12 protein-coding genes, 1 tRNA gene and 1 pseudogene are annotated in these 16,070 nt (G+C 69.1%); 6 read left to right on the top strand and 8 right to left on the bottom strand.

What is annotated here, in order from left to right; translation table 11 throughout:
- Positions 1-68 precede the first annotated feature (68 nt).
- The 5 genes from ASD47_RS17770 (at position 69) to ASD47_RS17750 (ending at position 5,603) form a co-directional block, all read left to right on the top strand.
- The gene (locus ASD47_RS17770; protein WP_235525947.1) at positions 69-287 is read left to right on the top strand and encodes an AtzG-like protein; all 219 of its coding nucleotides are present in this window, start codon (positions 69-71) and stop codon (positions 285-287) included.
- On the top strand, positions 284-1,696 hold the full coding sequence (locus ASD47_RS17765) for an AtzE family amidohydrolase (protein ID WP_056759381.1): 1,413 nt from the start codon (positions 284-286) through the stop codon (positions 1,694-1,696). The genes ASD47_RS17770 and ASD47_RS17765 overlap by 4 nt, the downstream gene beginning before the upstream one ends.
- Positions 1,693-2,097, top strand: coding sequence for an oxalurate catabolism protein HpxZ (gene hpxZ, locus ASD47_RS17760; RefSeq protein ID WP_056759379.1), 405 nt, complete (start codon positions 1,693-1,695; stop codon positions 2,095-2,097). The genes ASD47_RS17765 and hpxZ overlap by 4 nt, the downstream gene beginning before the upstream one ends.
- Before the next feature lie 215 nt (positions 2,098-2,312).
- Positions 2,313-4,493: a TonB-dependent receptor gene (locus ASD47_RS17755; RefSeq protein WP_056759377.1), complete on the top strand. Its 2,181-nt coding sequence runs from the start codon at positions 2,313-2,315 to the stop codon at positions 4,491-4,493.
- A 138-nt stretch (positions 4,494-4,631) separates the two neighbouring features.
- Positions 4,632-5,603 (top strand): nucleoside hydrolase, encoded by a 972-nt coding sequence (locus ASD47_RS17750; protein WP_056759375.1) that lies wholly within the window; start codon positions 4,632-4,634, stop codon positions 5,601-5,603.
- A 146-nt stretch (positions 5,604-5,749) separates the two neighbouring features.
- On the opposite strand, the gene guaD is transcribed toward ASD47_RS17750, so the two are convergent.
- The 5 genes from guaD to uraH all read right to left on the bottom strand — a co-directional run bounded on the left by guaD (position 5,750) and on the right by uraH (position 12,358).
- Positions 5,750-7,036, bottom strand: coding sequence for a guanine deaminase (gene guaD / locus ASD47_RS17745; RefSeq protein ID WP_056759373.1), 1,287 nt, complete (start codon positions 7,034-7,036; stop codon positions 5,750-5,752).
- Positions 7,023-8,036 (bottom strand): xanthine dehydrogenase accessory protein XdhC, encoded by a 1,014-nt coding sequence (gene xdhC, locus ASD47_RS17740; RefSeq protein WP_056759371.1) that lies wholly within the window; start codon positions 8,034-8,036, stop codon positions 7,023-7,025. Before xdhC ends, guaD begins: the two co-directional genes overlap by 14 nt.
- 183 nt (positions 8,037-8,219) lie before the next feature.
- Positions 8,220-10,559, bottom strand: a complete 2,340-nt coding sequence (gene xdhB / locus ASD47_RS17735; protein ID WP_056759370.1) for a xanthine dehydrogenase molybdopterin binding subunit — start codon at positions 10,557-10,559, stop codon at positions 8,220-8,222.
- The gene (gene xdhA, locus ASD47_RS17730; RefSeq protein WP_056759368.1) at positions 10,552-12,009 is read right to left on the bottom strand and encodes a xanthine dehydrogenase small subunit; all 1,458 of its coding nucleotides are present in this window, start codon (positions 12,007-12,009) and stop codon (positions 10,552-10,554) included. The genes xdhB and xdhA overlap by 8 nt, the downstream gene beginning before the upstream one ends.
- 1 nt (position 12,010) lies before the next feature.
- Positions 12,011-12,358 carry a hydroxyisourate hydrolase gene (gene uraH / locus ASD47_RS17725; RefSeq protein WP_056759366.1) on the bottom strand — a complete coding sequence of 116 codons (348 nt, stop codon included), beginning with the start codon at positions 12,356-12,358 and terminating at the stop codon, positions 12,011-12,013.
- A 373-nt stretch (positions 12,359-12,731) separates the two neighbouring features.
- Between uraH and ASD47_RS17720 the strand changes: the two genes are divergently transcribed.
- Positions 12,732-15,044, top strand: a complete 2,313-nt coding sequence (locus tag ASD47_RS17720; RefSeq protein ID WP_056759364.1) for an NADP-dependent malic enzyme — start codon at positions 12,732-12,734, stop codon at positions 15,042-15,044.
- Positions 15,045-15,199: 155 nt separating this feature from the next.
- On the opposite strand, the gene ASD47_RS27715 is transcribed toward ASD47_RS17720, so the two are convergent.
- The 3 genes and pseudogenes from ASD47_RS27715 to ASD47_RS17710 form a co-directional block, all read right to left on the bottom strand.
- Positions 15,200-15,397, bottom strand: coding sequence for a cold-shock protein (locus ASD47_RS27715; protein WP_026171987.1), 198 nt, complete (start codon positions 15,395-15,397; stop codon positions 15,200-15,202).
- 144 nt (positions 15,398-15,541) lie between these two features.
- Positions 15,542-15,745, bottom strand: a pseudogene (locus tag ASD47_RS27710) (cold-shock protein); the annotation flags it as partial.
- Between the two features lie 230 nt (positions 15,746-15,975).
- A tRNA-Met gene (locus tag ASD47_RS17710) sits at positions 15,976-16,052 on the bottom strand.
- Positions 16,053-16,070 lie beyond the last annotated feature (18 nt).

The following is a 16,070-nucleotide window of genomic DNA, read 5'->3' as shown; positions in this document are numbered from 1 at the left end:
CCATGGCGCTGGCGGCCGCCGCCCATCCCCGCTATGAAGATTTTTCTTACTTGTGGAGCTCGTCCCGCATGGCGACCGATCCGGCGCTCGCAGCGTTCCTGGCCCTGGACGACCAGGTGGTCGCCGCCTATGCGGACGCCCGGGCCGAGGCCTTGGGCCTGGCCCTGCCGCCGGAGACCCGCGCCGGCGTGCTCGACAACCTGGCCCTGCTGCGCCGCCAGGCCGCGACGTTCGTGGCCGCCGTCGGCCTGGACGACACCGTCCCGCTCGAGCCGTTCGAGCCATGAGCACGGCCGACTTCCGCTCCGCCCAGGCCGTCGCCGCCGACGTCCGCGAGGGTCGGACCACCGCCCGGGCCGAGATCGAGGCCGCCCTGGCCCGCGCGCGCGACGACCGATTCAACGCCTATACCGCCGTCTTCGCCGAGCGCGCCCTGGCCCAGGCCGAGGCGATCGACGCCGACCTCGCCGTCGGCCGCCCCGTCGGCCCGCTGGCCGGCGCGCCGTTCGCGGTCAAGAACCTGTTCGACGTCGAAGGCGCGACCACGATCGCCGGCTCGCGCATCCGTCGGGATGCGCCGCGCGCCGCCCGCGACGCCACCGCCGTCCAGCGGCTGACCGCCGCGGGGGCGGTGCTGGTCGGCGCGCTGAACATGGACGAGTTCGCCTACGGTTTCGTCACCGAGAACGCCCACGACGGCCCAACCCGCAATCCGCATGACCCGGCCCGCATCGCCGGCGGCTCGTCCGGCGGTTCGGCCGCGGCGGTCAGCGGCGGCCTCGTGCCCCTGACCCTGGGCTCGGACACCAACGGCTCGATCCGCATCCCCGCCAGCCTGTGCGGGGTGTTCGGCCTCAAGCCCACCCTGGGCCGCCTGTCGCGCCAGGGCGCCTTTCCCTTTGTCGAGAGCCTGGACCATGTCGGGCCGTTCGCCCGTTCGGTCGCCGACCTGGCCCTCGCCTATGACCTGATGCAGGGCCCCGATCCGCTAGATCCGCTCTGCCGTCGGCCCGCCGAACCGGTCGCCCCCCGCCTGCAAGCCCCCCATTTGCAAGAAGGGGCCGACGCGCCCCTTCGCGTCGGCGTGCTGGGCGGCTGGTTCGCGCAGGGCGCCTTTCCGCAGGTGCTGGAGGCGCTGGAGATCGTCGCCGACGCCCTGCAGGCCCGGCGCGGCGTCGAACTTCCGGGCGCCGAACTGGCCCGCGCCGCCGCCTTCTGCCTGACGCCGATCGAGGCCGCGCACCTGCACTGGCCCGACCTGAAGGTCCGGCCCCTCGACTACGACCCCGCCGTCCGCGACCGCCTGCTGGCCGGGGCCCTGGCGCCCGACGCCGTCGCCGAGGTCGCGCGCCGCTACCGCCCGGTGTTCCGCGACGCCGTGCGGGCGGTGTTCGAGGATTTCGACGTGCTGCTGGCCCCCGCCTCGGTCTGCCCCGCGCCCGGCATCGGCCAGGCGACCATGGAGATGGGCGGCCAACAGGTCTCGGTCCGCAAGAACCTGGGCGCCTACACCCAACCGATCAGCTATGTCGGCTTGCCGGTGGTGGCCGCGCCCGTGAACCGCCCCGGCAAGCTGCCGATCGGCGTGCAGATCATCGCCCCGGCCTGGCGCGAGGACCTGGCCCTGGCCGCCGCCCTGCGCCTGGAACGGGCCGGCGTCGTGGCCGCTCACCGTCCGCCGGAACCCGCGCAATGACCTCCGTCAACGACCCCGACGTCCTGGCCGAGGTGACCGCCGCCGTCGACGCCTACGAGACGGCGCTGATGACCAACGACGTCGAGGCGCTGGACGGCTTCTTCCGCGATGCGCCCGAGACGGTGCGCTACGGCGTGGCCGAGAACCTCTACGGCTTCGAGGCGATCGCGGCCTTTCGAATCGGCCGCTCGGGCGGCTCGCCGCAGAGGTCACGCCTGAGGACGGAAATCACCACGTTTGGGCGAGACTTCGCCGTCGCCAACGTCGAATTCCAGCGCGAAGGGGCAAAACGCACCGGACGCCAGAGCCAGACCTGGATCCGCACCGAAACCGGCTGGAAAATCGTCTCGGCCCACGTTTCGCTTCTGCAGGACGGCGTCGACCAACGCCTTGCTCCATAAGCGCCGGATCGTCTGTCCGATGATCATAAGTAATAAACCTATGACTTATGATCTGCTTTTGGGCAGTCCTGTCGCGGCGTGGTCAAATAGTGACATCCAGGGCAAAAACTTCACCAAACGTGGTCTGGGACGTCATCAAAGCTTTGGATTCGCCTCCGGCATTGTGCATTGCACCCTCAAGCGTCGGGCCGCCGGCGCATGAAGGGGATACTTCAATGACCACCGCCAACACGCTGCGCAGCCGCCTCCACCGCGGCGCCGCCCTCACCGCCCTGGTCCTGGCCGTCGGCGCCGCCGCGCCCGCCTTCGCCCAGGACACCGGCTCCGTCACCCTGGACGACGTGATCGTCACCGCCCAGAAGCGCTCGGAAAATATCCAGGAAGTGCCGGTCTCGGTCGCCACCATGGGCGGCGAGAAGCTGGACGCGCTGTTCGCCGGCGGCGAGGACGTCCTGGCCCTGTCCAGCCGGGTGCCCGGCCTGTTCGTCGAAAGCTCCAACGGCCGCGCCGCCCCGCGCTTCTACATCCGCGGCCTGGGCAACACCGACTTCGACCTGGCCGCCTCGCAGCCGGTGTCGGTGATCATGGACGACGTGGTCATGGAAAACGTCGTGCTGAAGAGCACGCCGATCTTCGACGTCGAGCAGGTGGAAGTGCTGCGCGGCCCGCAGGGCACGCTGTTCGGCCGCAACACCACCGCCGGCATCGTCAAGTTCGACAGCGTCAAGCCGAGCCAGGTCTTCAAGGCCAACGGCACGGTGACCTACGGCTCGTACGGCTCGTGGACGGCCGAAGGCGGCGTCGGCGGCCCGCTGGTCGAAGGCAAGCTGGCCGGCCGCATCGCCATCCTGGGCCAGCACCGCGACAACTATATCGACAACACCTTCACCAACGTGAAGGACGCGATGGGCGGCTATGACGAATACGCCATCCGCGGCCAGTTGCTGTGGACCCCGACCGAGAACCTCAGCGTCCTGCTGAACGCCCACAACCGCACCTTGGACGGCACGGCCGCGATCTTCCGGGCCAATATCCTCACCAAGGGCAGCAACAAGATCAACGGCAACTTCCACCGTGATTCGGTCTTCTACAACGGCGGAGCCAGCAACCCGCAGAAGTACGACGGCAACGGAGAGTCGATTAAGGTCGACTACGATTTCGGCGGCGTGACCCTGACCTCGATCAGCGCCTACGAGACCACCAATGGCTACAGCCGCGGCGACATCGACGGCGGCGTGGCTGGCACGGGTCCGGGCTTCATCCCGTTCGACTCCGACACCCGGGACGGCATTGACGACCTGGACCAGTACACCCAGGAAGTACGCCTGGCCTCGGACACCGAAGGCCCGCTCAGCTGGCAGTTCGGCGGCTACTACTTCAAGTCGGACTTCCTGGTCACCACCGACGCCGGATTCAACAAAGCGACGCTGAACCACAAGAACACCGCCTGGGCCGGCTTCGGCCAGGTCGCCTATCAGGTCAACGACAAGTTGAAGCTGACCGGCGGTGCCCGCTACACCGACGACAAGAAGACCATGACCGTCGTCGGTTCGACCGCGCCGGAAGTGTCGGTGTCGGACAGCAAGGTCTCGTGGGACTTGTCGGCCTTCTACGACGTGACCGACGACTTCAGCCTGTACGCCCGCGCCGCCCACGGCTTCCGCGGCCCGACCATCCAGGGCCGCGACATCGTCTTCTTCAGCCCCGCCTCGGTGGCCAAGTCGGAAACGATCCAGTCGTACGAAGTCGGCTTCAAGAGCGAACTGCTGGACCGCCGCATCCGCTTCAATGGCGCGGCCTTTACCTATGAAGAGAAGAACCCGCAGTTCAGCGCCATCGGCGGCGCCACCAACGGCACCCTGCTGATCAACGCCGACAAGGGCCAGGCCTATGGCGTCGAGTTCGACGGCGAGTTCAAGGTCACCGAGAACCTGCTGCTGACCGCCGGCTACAGCTACAACCACACCAAGATCAAGGACAAGGATCTGGCCGTGGCGGTCTGCGCCCAGTGCACGGTCACCGACCCTCTGAACGCCTCGGGCCAGGCCCTGGTCGACGGCAACCCGTTCCCGAACGCGCCGAAGTACGTGCTGAACTTCACGGCCCGCTACAGCTATCCGATCGGCGACGGCGAACTGTTCGCCTACACCGACTGGTTCCGCCAGGGCTACACGAACGTCTTCCTCTACCAGAGCAAGGAGTTCTACTCGAAGGGCGACTTCGAGGGCGGCCTGAAGCTGGGCTACGCCAAGCGCGACGGCGCCTATGAGATCGCCGCGTTCGCCCGCAACATCACCAACGAGGTGAACCTGCGCGGCGCGATCGACTTCAACAACCTGACCGGTTTCGTCAACGAGCCTCGGATCGTCGGCATCTCGATCAGCGCCAAGCGGTAATCCTGGAGACCCGCCCGGCCACGGCCGGGCGGAGGCCGAAGGATCGCCATCGTCCCGCCATGCTCCCGGTTCGCGCCGGGAGCATGGTTCGTTTCGGAGGGTCTCCCCCTCCCTTCCGCGATGAGATAAGTCCTTCGGATGACGACCCAGAACTCTGTCCAGAAGATCATCTTCGACACCGATCCCGGCATCGACGACGCCATGGCGCTGCTGTTCATCGAAGCCAGCCCGGCGCTCGACCTGGTGGCGGTGACCACGGTGTTCGGCAACGCCGACATCGACACCACCACCCGCAACGCGCTCTATCTGAAGGACCGCTTCGGCCTGAAGGCCCCGGTCTTCAAGGGAACCGACAAGCCGCTGGTCCGGCCGCGCAACCCTTCGCCGACCTTCGTGCACGGCGAGAACGGCCTGGGCGACGTCGAGCTGACCGGCCTGAAGCCCTCCCGGCCCGAGGCCAAGCCCGCCTACCAGGCGATCATCGACCTGGCGCGCGAGCATCCCGGCGAGATCACCCTGGTCGCGGTCGGTCCGCTGACCAACCTGGCCCTGGCGCTCAACGCCGATCCGCAGGTCGCCACCCTGCTGAAGGCCGTGGTGATCATGGGCGGCGCGTTCGGCGTGGCCGGCAAGCCGGGCAACGTCACCCCGGTCGCCGAGGCCAATATCTGGAACGACCCGGAGGCCGCCGACCAGGTGTTCACCGCGCCCTGGCCAGTCACCGCCGTCAGCCTGGACGTCACCACCCAGGTGGTGATGACCCCCGCCTACATGGACGCTTTGGAAGCCAAGGCCGGTCCGGCCGGCGCGTTCCTCAACGCCATTTCCAAGCCCTATGCGGCGTTCTACGGCGGCCGCGACGGCATCATCGGCTGCTGCGTGCACGACGCCGCGGCCGTGGCGTTCGTGATCGACCCGTCGCTCTTCGAGGTTCGCCGCGGATCGATCCGGGTGATCACCGACGGCATCGCCCTGGGCCAGACCTGCCAGAAGGTCGAGGGGGAACTGTTCGGGCCGTCGGCCTGGGACGATCAACCGATCCAGGCGATCACGGTGGGGGTGAAGGCCGAGGGGCTGCTGAAGCTGTATGCGGAGACGATGGGGGTCTGAGCCTAGGGTCCCTCCCCCGGTGGGGGAGGCGATCGCGCAGCGATCGGTGGGGGGAGTTATTGGGTCGAAGGTCCGGGTTGTGGCCGTCGGCTGATCACTCCCCCCTCCGTCGGCTTCGCCGACACCTCCCCCACAGGGGGAGGATCTTATCGCCGATGCCGCTCCACCCCTGCCACATAGGTCCGCTCCACCACCCGATCATCCCCCAGCACGGTCAGCGCGAACAGCCGGTCCTCCAGGCTCCGCGCCGCCGGCATCCGCCGGGCCAGCAGGGGCGTGGCGGCCAGGTCCAGGACCAGGAAGTCGGCGATCTTGTCGGCTTCCAGGCTTCCGATCTCATCCTCCAGCCCCAGGGCCCGCGCCCCGCCCAGGGTGGCCAGGTACAGGGCGTGGAACGGATCCAGCGCCTCGCCGCGCAGCTGGCCCACCTTGTAGGCCTCGCCCAGGGTGTGGAGGATCGAAAAGGTCGTCCCCGCCCCCACGTCCGTGCCGATCCCCACCTTCACCCCGTGGGCGCAGGCGGTCTCCAGCGGGAACAGGCCCGAGCCCAGGAAGAGGTTCGAGGTCGGGCAAAAGGCGACTGACGCCCCTGCCTGCGCGAGACGCTGGAAAGCGTCTCCCTGAAGATGGACGCAGTGGGCGAAGACCGAGCGCTTTCCGACCAGGCCGAAACGCTCATAGACATCCAGATAGTCCTTCGCGTCCGGGAACAGTTTGGCGGTGTCGACGATCTCGCGGATGTTCTCCGACAGGTGGGTCTGCATCCACACGGTCGGGTGCTCGGCCAGCACTTCACCGGCCATGGCCAGCTGTTCGTCGCTGCAGCTGATCGCGAAGCGCGGGGTGACGGCATAGCCCAGCCGCCCCTTGCCGTGCCAGTTGGCGATCAGGCTTTGCATGTCGGCCCGGCTGCCCTCGACCGTGTCGGTCAGGCCGGGCGGGGCGTTGCGGTCCATCAGCGACTTGCCGGCGATCAGCCGCATGTCGCGCTTCAAAGCGGCGGCGAACAGCGCCTCCACCGAGGCCTTGTGCACCGAGCCGAACACCAGGGCGCTGGTCGTGCCGTTGCGCAGCAGCTCCTCGACGAAGAACTCGGCGGCCGCCTCGGCATGGCCCTTGTCGGCGAACGCGGCCTCGGCCGGGAAGGTGTGGCGCTCCAGCCAGTCCAGCAGTTGCTCGCCATGGGCGGCGATGATGTCGACCTGGGGGAAGTGGATGTGGGTGTCGACGAAGCCGGGGACGATCAGCTTGCCGGTCAGGTCCTCCACCGGCGTGTCGCCCAGCTCGTCGGCCAGCTTGGCGTAGTCGCCACAGGCCACGACGCGGCCCTCCGCGACCAGCAGCAGGCCGTCCTCGTGGAAGGCGTGCGCCTCGCCATCGGTGGTGCTCGGGTCGGCCTCCAGGTGGAGGATCGACGCCCTATAGGCTTGCAAGCTGGAAATCCTTCAAACGTTCGCGGCGGGCGGCCTCGAGCCGCATCAGCAGGTCGGCGGCCACCGAGACGGCGATCACCTCGGGGGCCTTGTTCTTCAGGTGCGGCAGGCCGATCGGGCAGGTCACGCGGGCGGTGCTTCCATCGCCGAAGCCATCCTTGCGCAGCCGGCTCAGGAACCGCGCCTTCTTGGTGTCCGACCCGATCAGGCCCAGATAGCTGACCCCCCCGCCGGCCAGGGCCGCCGAGGTCAGGGCGTAGTCCAGATTATGATCGTGGGTCATGACAAGGATGTAGGCGTCCGCCCCCGCGCCCATGGCGGCGGCGGCCAGCTCGGCGGGCGCGCCCACCGTGACGCCGGGAATCTCGGCGGTCTCCGGTCGGGTATCGTACCAGGCCAGCCGGAACGGCAACGGCTCCAGGGCCCGGGCCACGGCCTGGCCCACGTGGCCGGCCCCGAACAGCAGCACCGGCGGCCGCGGCAGGTCCTGCGGCTCGACCAGCACGTCGCCCAGGGTCGGCCGGGCGCCCCGCGCCGTCGCGGGCTCGCCCGCCAGGGTGATCATCGCGCCGTCCGGGGTGGAGGCCGCGACCGGGGCGATGGTCTTGGTCAGGGCGCCGGGGTTGAAGCGGGTGCGGACCTCGAACGGCTGGTCGGCGTCCAGGCGGCGCGCCGCGTCGGTCAGCCAGTCGATGGCGGTCTTGTCCAGGCGCTCGATCAGCAGCCGCACCCGGCCGCCACAGCACTGGGCCAGCAGCGGGCCCAGTGGGTAGTCCTGTAGGGCGAAATGGACGGGGGTCAGCAGCATCTTCCGGGCCTGCTCGGCGACCTGGTGCTCTAGATTACCGCCGCCGATCGTGCCGGCCTGGCCCTCGGCCCAGACCACCATCTTGGTCCCGGCGTCGCGCGGCGCGGAGCCCTCGATGGCGAGGATGGTGACTAAGGCGAGGGGTTGGTTTTCGGCTAGTCGCGCCAAGGATTGTCGAGCCCAGTTGCTCATGTCCCCTCTCCCATGGGGAGAGGGCGGGGCCCGCGCGAAGCGTGGGAGGGTGAGGGGGTAAGACATCGGACGGCGCGCCGGGACGTTCGTGAGAAAGCGGTGAGAGCGTAAGCCCTCACCCTCCCACGCTCTTCGAGCGCGGGTCCCTCCCTCTCCCTCTGGGAGAGGGCGACGTTGGGCGCCCTAACCAAGACCAGCCCTCCGCTTCACGTCCTCGACCGCCATCAGGATCCGCTCCGGCGTCGCCGGCGCGTCAAGGTCGGGGAACACCTTGTGGTCGGCGACCGACGCCACCGCCCGGCTCACCGCCGACAGCACCGACAGGGCCAGCATCAGGGGCGGCTCGCCCACGGCCTTGGAGCGGTGCACCGTCTCCTCGACGTTTCGGCCCGGCTCCCACAACGCGATGTTCAGCACCGCTGGCCGGTCGCCACAGGTCGGGATCTTGTAGGTCGAGGGGGCGTGGGTCAGCAGGCGGCCGTCGGCGCTGAACACCAGTTCCTCGGTGGTCAGCCAGCCCATGCCCTGGATGAAGCCGCCCTCGATCTGGCCCAGGTCGATGGCCGGGTTCAGCGAGCGGCCGGCGTCGTGCAGGATGTCGGCCCGCGTGACCTTCATCTCGCCGGTCAGGGTGTCGATCAGCACCTCGCTGCAGGCCGCACCATAGGCGAAATAGTAGAACGGCCGCCCCGTGTGGGTCGCGCGGTCGTAGTGGATCTTGGGCGTGGCGTAGAAGCCGGTCGACGACAGCGACACCCGGGCCAGGTGGGCCTGGCGGCACAGCACCTCGAATGGGACCAGCTCGGCTCCCGCCCGCAGGCCTTCGGGCGTGAACGCGACCTCGGCCTCGTCGCAGCCCCACTTCTTCGCCGCGAACGCCACCAGCCGCGCCTTGATGGCGTTCGCGGCGTTTAGCGCCGCCATGCCGTTCAGGTCCGTGCCCGACGAGGCGGCGGTGGCCGAGGTGTTGGGCACCTTGTCGGTGACGGTCGAGGTCACCTTCACCCTGGACACGTCGACCTTGAAGGCCTCGGCGACGATCTGAGCGACCTTGACGAACAGCCCCTGCCCCATCTCGGTGCCGCCGTGGTTCAGCAGGATCGAACCGTCGGCATAGAGGTGGATCAGCGCCCCGGCCTGGTTCAGATGGGTGGTGGTGAACGAGATGCCGAACTTCACCGGCGTCAGGGCCAGACCCTTCTTGATCACCGGACTGCGGGCGTTGTAGGCGTCGATATCGCGCTGGCGGGCCTCGTAGTCGCAGGCGGCGGCCAGCTCGGCCAGCAGCTGCGGCGCGACATTGTCCTCGACGGTCTGGTGGTAGGGCGTGAGGTTCCGCCCCTCGCCGCCATAGAGGTTGCGGCGGCGCACCTCCAGCGGATCCAGGCCCGTGGCCTGGGCGACCGCGTCCATCACCCGCTCGATGGCCGCCATGCCCTGCGGACCGCCGAACCCTCGGAAGGCGGTGTTCGACACCGTATGGGTCTTGAAGCGGTGCGAGACGATCTCGACCGCCGGCAGGAAGTAGCAGTTGTCGGCGTGGAACATCGCCCGGTCGTTGATGGCCAGCGACAGGTCGGTGGTCGAGCCGCAGCGCGAGGCCAACTCCAGGGCTAGACCCGTCAGCCGGCCCTCGTCGTCGAAGCCGACGTCGTAGGCGACCTCGAAGTCATGCCGCTTGCCGGTCATGACCATGTCCTCGTCGCGGTCGGGGCGAGCCTTGGCCGGGCGGCCGGTCTTGACCGCCACCAGGGCGGCGGCGGCGGCGAACAACGAGGCCTGCGTCTCCTTGCCGCCGAACCCGCCGCCCATGCGGCGCACCTCGACGGTGACGCTGGTGTGCGGCACGTCCAGCACGCGAGCGATCAGGTGCTGAACCTCGCTGGGGTGCTGGGTCGACGACCAGACGTGGACGTCGCCACCTTCGCGGGGCGTAGCTAGGGCGACCTGGCCCTCAAGATAGAAGTGGTCCTGGCCGCCGACGGCGAACGCGCCTTGCAGCCGCCGGGGCGAAGCCGCCAGGGCGGCGGCCGCGTCGCCGCGCGCCATGCGCTGGCTGGCCTCGATCTTCAGGTCGGCCGCGCGGGCCTTCCCGATCGTGATCGCCGCCGGCAGGTCCTCGTAGACGACCACGGCCCTGGCGGCGGCGGCGCGGGCGGCGGCGATCGAGGTGGCGGCCACCGCGAACAGGCTCTGGCCGACGCACACCACCTCGCCGTCGGCGAACAGCCTGTCGTCGTGGATCACCGGGCTGACGTCGTTCTCGCCGGGGATGTCCTGCGCCGTCAGCACCGCCACCACGCCCGGCGAGGCGCGGACGGCCGACAGGTCCATCGAGACGATCCGCGCGTGGGCGCGCTGGCTCATGCCTAGATGGACATGGAGCATGCCGGCCGGCTCGGGAATGTCGTCGACATAGATCGCTGCGCCGCTGACATGGCGCAGGGCGCTGTCATGCGGCAGCGAGGCGTGGACGCCCTGGAAGACGACCGGCTCGACCAGCTTGGCGCCAGAGTCAGCCATGAGCCGCCTCCGGGACGCGAGTCTCCAGGTCCGGCCGGGCGGACTCGATGAACATCTTGCGCAGCATGTTGCCGGCGGTCAGGGCGCGGTAGGCGGCCGAGGCGCGGGCGTCGGTCAGGGGCGTGAAGTCGTCGGCCAGGGCCTCGACGGCGGCGTGGATCGTCGTGCGGTTCCAGAGCTGGCCGACCAGGGCGGCCTCGCAGGCGGCGGCGCGCTTGGGGGTGCCGGCCATGCCGCCATAGGCGATGCGGGCGGCGGTCACGACCTCGTCCACGATCGTGATGTTGAACGCGCCGCACACCGCCGAGATGTCCTGGTCGAAACGCTTGGACAGCTTGAAGACCTTGAACATCGCCCCGTCCAGGTCGGTCGGGACGCGCACGGCCTCGACGAACTCGCCGGGCGCGCGGTCCTGCCGGCCATAGGCGATGAAGAAGTCCTCCAGCGGAAGCGTCCGCCGGACATCGCCCTTGCGCAGCACCAGCTCGGCGCCCAGGGCGATCAGGGCCGGCGGCATGTCGCCGATCGGCGAGCCGTTGGCGATGTTGCCGCCGATCGTGCCGCTGTTGCGCACCTGGGTCGACCCCAGCCGTCGCATCATCGCGCCAAGGTCGGGATAGAGTTCGCCCAGCGTGTCCAGGGCGTCGACATAGCGCACGCCCGCCCCGATCCGCAGCCAGCCGTCCTCGCGGGTGATCGCCTTGAGCTCGCCCACTCGGCCAATATCGATCAGCGTGCCGAGCGGCTTGCGTAGCTTGGTGACCCACAGGCCGATGTCGGTGGCGCCGGCCACGATCACCGCGTCCGGATGCTGTTCACAGGTCCTGGCCAGGTCGTCGGCGCTCAGCGGCGCGAACCAACGGCGGGTGACGCCGGCGACCGGGTCGGCATAGTCCAGGTTAAACGCCTCGTCCCGCCGTAGCGTCGCCAGCTTGTCGGCCACGTCCGGCGCGGCCTCAGGCGCGATCGCCTCAGCCGCGGCGATGATCGGGCCATAGCCGGTGCAGCGACACAGGTTGCCGGCCAGCACCTCGTCGATCGGCGCGGCCGTTCCTTTCGCGGCCATGGCCCGCCCGTACAGCGACATCACGATGCCGGGCGTGCAGAAGCCGCATTGCGAGCCATGGTGCTCGACCATGGCCGCCTGCACTGGGTGCGGCTCGTCCTTGCCCAGCCCCTCGACGGTGATCACCGCCTTGCCGTCCAGCATCGGCACGAACTGGATGCAGCTGTTGACCGCCCGCCAGGCTGTCCCGCCCTGCCCGTCCAGCTCGCCGACCAGCACGGTGCACGACCCGCAGTCGCCCTCGGCGCAGCCTTCCTTAGTCCCGGTGCGCCGCAGGTCGCCGCGCAGATGCTCCAGCAGCGTCCGGGTGGGATCGATGGCCCCAGTCTCGACTACCTCGCCGTTCAGCAGGAAGCGCACCCCGGCCTGTACCTTCGCCGCCATGTCAGCTGCCCCGATAGGTGGAATAGCCGAACGGCGAGACCAGCAGCGGCACGTGGTGATGCTGGGCCGGATCGGCCACCGCGAAGTCGATCACCACCACGTCCAGAAACGGCGGATCAGACGCGGCCGCGCCCGAGGCCGTGAAATAGTCGGCGACGGCGAACTCCAGCCTATAGCCGCCCACCGCCAGATCGTCGCCTTCGACCAGCCGCGCCCGGCCGTCGGCGTCGGTACGGGTCTCGCCCAGCAGCGCGACGACGCCATCGCGCCGGCTCGACACCCGCACGGCGACCCCGGCCGCCGGGCGCCCGGCGGCGGTGTCGAGGATATGGGTCGTCAAGCCGCTCATGCGTTCCAATCCATGGCCGGGCGTCGCCGCCCAGTCTAAACCCTTGCTCCCGAAACGGAGCATCTTACAGCGATGCTGGAACCGCCGCCCCGGCAAGTCCAGCCGCCAGACCGGCGGGGGCTTTCTTGGCGGCAAACCGCCTCGCGGAGCAGCGACCGGCGCCCGTCGAATGGGCTTATATAAGTCTTTTATTACTTATGCGGCCAGCCGCGATCGCCCACCCGGCGCCCCGGACCGCAAAAAACGCGCTCTGACGCTGCGTAAGGTTGGAAAAGCCGCGCCAACACCGGTAGCTAGGCCCTGACGGATCGCACCGAGCCCATACCAGACGATCCGCGCCGACAAACCTTGCGCAGCCACCGAGGAACGACCGATGGACGAGGATTTCCGTAAAGCCGCCCTGGACTATCACCGTCTGCCGCGGCCCGGAAAGCTGGCGATCGAAGCCACCAAGCGCATGGCCACCCAGCGCGACCTCGGCCTGGCCTATTCCCCCGGCGTCGCCGCGCCGTGCGAGGCTATCGCCGCCGATCCCGACACCGCCCGCGACTACACCGCCCGCGGCAACCTGGTGGCCGTGATCTCCAACGGCACCGCCGTGCTGGGCCTGGGCAATATCGGTCCGCTGGCCTCCAAGCCGGTGATGGAGGGCAAGGCGGTCCTGTTCAAGAAATTCGCCGGCATCGACGTGTTCGACCTCGAGGTCGACGCCGAGGATCCCGACAAGTTCATCGAGGTGGTCGCCGCCCTGGAGCCGACCTTCGGCGGCATCAATCTGGAGGACATCAAGGCCCCGGAATGCTTCGTCATCGAGCGCAAGCTGCGCGAGCGGATGAACATTCCGGTCTTCCACGACGACCAGCACGGCACCGCCATCGTCTGCGCCGCCGCCGTCCGCAACGCCCTGGTGGTCCAGGGCAAGACCCTCAAGGACGTCAAGCTGGTGACCTCGGGGGCCGGCGCGGCCGCCCTGGCCTGCGTCGACCTGCTGGTCTCGATGGGCCTGCCGGTCGAGAACGTCACCCTGACCGACATCAAGGGCGTGGTCTATGCCGGGCGCGAACCCGACATGCCCGAGAACATGGCCCGCTACGCCCGGCCGACCGACGCCCGCTCGCTGCCCGACGTCCTGCCCGGCGCCGACATCTTCCTGGGCCTGTCCGCGCCCCGCGTGTTCAAGGCCGAGTGGCTGCCGCTGCTGGCGCCCAATCCGCTGATCCTGGCCATGGCCAATCCCGAGCCGGAGATCCTGCCCGAGATCGTCGCCGTCCAGCGCCCCGACGCGATCATGGCCACCGGCCGCAGCGACTACCCCAACCAGGTCAACAACGTCCTGTGCTTCCCGTTCATCTTCCGCGGCGCGCTGGACGTCGGCGCCTCGGAGATCAACGAGGCCATGAAGGTGGCGGCCGTCGAGGCGATCGCCGAACTGGCTCGCGCCGAGGCGTCCGAAGTCGTGGCCAGCGCCTATGGCGGCGTCGCCCCGATGTTCGGCGGCCAGTACATCATCCCCAAGCCGTTCGATCCGCGCCTGATCCTGCAGATCGCCCCGGCCGTGGCCCGGGCGGCCATGGACAGCGGCGTCGCCACCCGGCCGATCGCCGACTTCGACGCCTATCGCGCCGAGTTGGAGCTGTTCGTCTACCGTTCGGGCCAGCTGATGCGCCCGGTGTTCGAGCGCGCGCGCAAGGCCACCAAGGCGGCCGCCGAGACCGGCGGCGTCCGCGTCGCCTATGCCGAGGGCGACGACGAGCGCGTGCTGCGCGCGGTCCAGACCGTCGTCGACGAAGGCCTCTGCAAGCCCGTGCTGATCGGTAAGCGCGAGACCATCACGGCCAAGGCCGCCGAGATGGGCCTGCGGCTGGACTTCGACAACCGCGTCGAGATCCTCGACCCGTCCGCCGACACGGCGCTGTTCGCCCCTCTGGTCGAGCGCTACCAGGGCCTGGTCAGCCGTCGCGGCGTGCCGCCCCTGGCCGCCGAACGCCGGGTGACCAACCGCCGGACCGTCTCGGCCTCGATGCTGCTGCAGGCCGGCCATGTCGACGCCGCCCTGGTGGGCGGGGCCGGCGACTGGTGGCAGCATATGACCTATGTGCTGCCGATCATCCCCAAGCGCGAGAATGTCGGCCGGATCTACGCCCTGTCGGCCCTGATCATCGACAACGGCACGCTGTTCTTCTGCGACACCCATGTGAACGTCGATCCGACCGCCGAACAGGTGGCCGAGATGACGCTGCTGGCCGCCGAATCCGTGCGCCGCTTCGGCCTGACGCCCAAGGCGGCCCTGCTGTCGCATTCCAGCTTCGGGGCGTCGAACTCGCCGACCGCCCGCAAGATGCGCGAGGCCCTGGCCCTGGTCCGCGAGCGCGCCCCCGAACTCGAGGTCGATGGCGAGATGCACGCGGACGCCGCCCTGTCCCAGGCCCTGCGCGACCGGCTGGTGCACGACAGCGCCCTGAAGGGCTCGGCCAACCTGCTGGTCATGCCGACCCTGGACGCCGCCAATATCTCGCTGACCTTGCTCAGCGCCGCCACCGAGGGGCTGCTGGTCGGTCCGCTGCTGCTGGGCATGAGCCGGCCGCTGCACGTGCTGACGCCCAGCGTCACCGCGCGCGGCATCGCCAACGTCACCGCCCTGGCGGTGAACCAGGCGGCGGCCGAGCGTGAGCACCGGCTAATCTGAACCGGCGGGGCCCCAGCCCTTCCCCGCAGCCAAAAGAAAAGGCCCCGCAGAAGCCCTCCCACCGTCTCAGCGACGAGGAGGGGCTCCCGCGGGGCCCGATTCGGGGATCGAAGAGCCGGCCGAACGCTCCGCGCCCGACCGGATTTTTCGGATCCTTAGAGGATGCGCAGGTTGCCGGCCGAGGTCTTGCCCGAACGACGGTCCTGTTCCAGTTCGTAGCCGACTTGCTGGCCTTCGTTCAGGCCGCGCAGGCCGGCGCGTTCGACGGCCGAGATGTGCACGAAGATGTCGCCGCCGCCGTTGTCCGGCTGGATGAAGCCGAAGCCCTTGGTGCTGTTGAACCACTTCACCACGCCCGTGCCGGCTTCGCCCGCACCGCCGCCGCCACCGCCGCCGCCGTAGCCGCCGCCGCGCGGAGCGTCATAGCCGCCGCCGCGCGGAGCGCCGAAATCGCGAGCCGGACGACGAGGAGCCGACGGCGCCGCGCCCTGGCCGGTTACGCGCAGATTGCCGGCCGAGGTCTTGCCCGAGCGACGATCTTCTTCCAGCTCGTAAGCCACCTGGTCACCTTCGTTCAGGCCCGACAGGCCCGAGCGTTCAACTGCGGCGATGTGGACGAACACGTCCTGGCCGCCGTCCTCGGGCTGAATGAAACCAAAGCCCTTGGCCGGGTTGAACCACTTAACGACACCGTTCGCCATCTTATCCTCAAAACCTCATTCAGCGGGCCAGTTGCCGACCCGCGTCCTTCCATCCTGCTCTCATGACGCAAATCCGCGGAACGCGCTACGGGGTTTGATGGCAGAATCTCAAGCCGAGCCCGGTCCGAGCGATAAATTTTCGAGTGACGCGGGTCGATGGCTGCTGAAACCTGGGCGAACGTGGCGCGAAAGCCACACTCAGGCGGTCTGAAAGCTTGGCCTTTAAGTTTTGGGTGCGGGGACAGGATTTGAACCTGTGACCTTCAGGTTATGAGCCTGACGAGCTACCGGGCTGCTCCACCCCGCGGCGAAGGAGGTAGTGGTG

The sequence above is a fragment of the Caulobacter sp. Root1472 genome, from assembly GCF_001426985.1.
Classification (GTDB): Bacteria; Pseudomonadota; Alphaproteobacteria; order Caulobacterales; family Caulobacteraceae; genus Caulobacter; species Caulobacter rhizosphaerae.
The sequence above is the reverse complement of the archived record's forward strand: the minus strand, read 5'-3'. Positions and strand labels throughout refer to the sequence as shown.

Bases quoted from the DNA above. Each gene is read 5' to 3' on its own strand.
- ASD47_RS17770 (WP_235525947.1), top strand. From the start codon at position 69: ATGGCGACCGATCCGGCGCTCGCAGCGTTCCTGGCCCTGGACGACCAG.
- ASD47_RS17765 (WP_056759381.1), top strand. From the start codon at position 284: ATGAGCACGGCCGACTTCCGCTCCGCCCAGGCCGTCGCCGCCGACGTC.
- hpxZ (WP_056759379.1), top strand. From the start codon at position 1,693: ATGACCTCCGTCAACGACCCCGACGTCCTGGCCGAGGTGACCGCCGCC.
- ASD47_RS17755 (WP_056759377.1), top strand. From the start codon at position 2,313: ATGACCACCGCCAACACGCTGCGCAGCCGCCTCCACCGCGGCGCCGCC.
- ASD47_RS17750 (WP_056759375.1), top strand. From the start codon at position 4,632: ATGACGACCCAGAACTCTGTCCAGAAGATCATCTTCGACACCGATCCC.
- xdhC (WP_056759371.1), bottom strand. From the start codon at position 8,036: ATGAGCAACTGGGCTCGACAATCCTTGGCGCGACTAGCCGAAAACCAA.
- xdhB (WP_056759370.1), bottom strand. From the start codon at position 10,559: ATGGCTGACTCTGGCGCCAAGCTGGTCGAGCCGGTCGTCTTCCAGGGC.
- xdhA (WP_056759368.1), bottom strand. From the start codon at position 12,009: ATGGCGGCGAAGGTACAGGCCGGGGTGCGCTTCCTGCTGAACGGCGAG.
- uraH (WP_056759366.1), bottom strand. From the start codon at position 12,358: ATGAGCGGCTTGACGACCCATATCCTCGACACCGCCGCCGGGCGCCCG.
- ASD47_RS17720 (WP_056759364.1), top strand. From the start codon at position 12,732: ATGGACGAGGATTTCCGTAAAGCCGCCCTGGACTATCACCGTCTGCCG.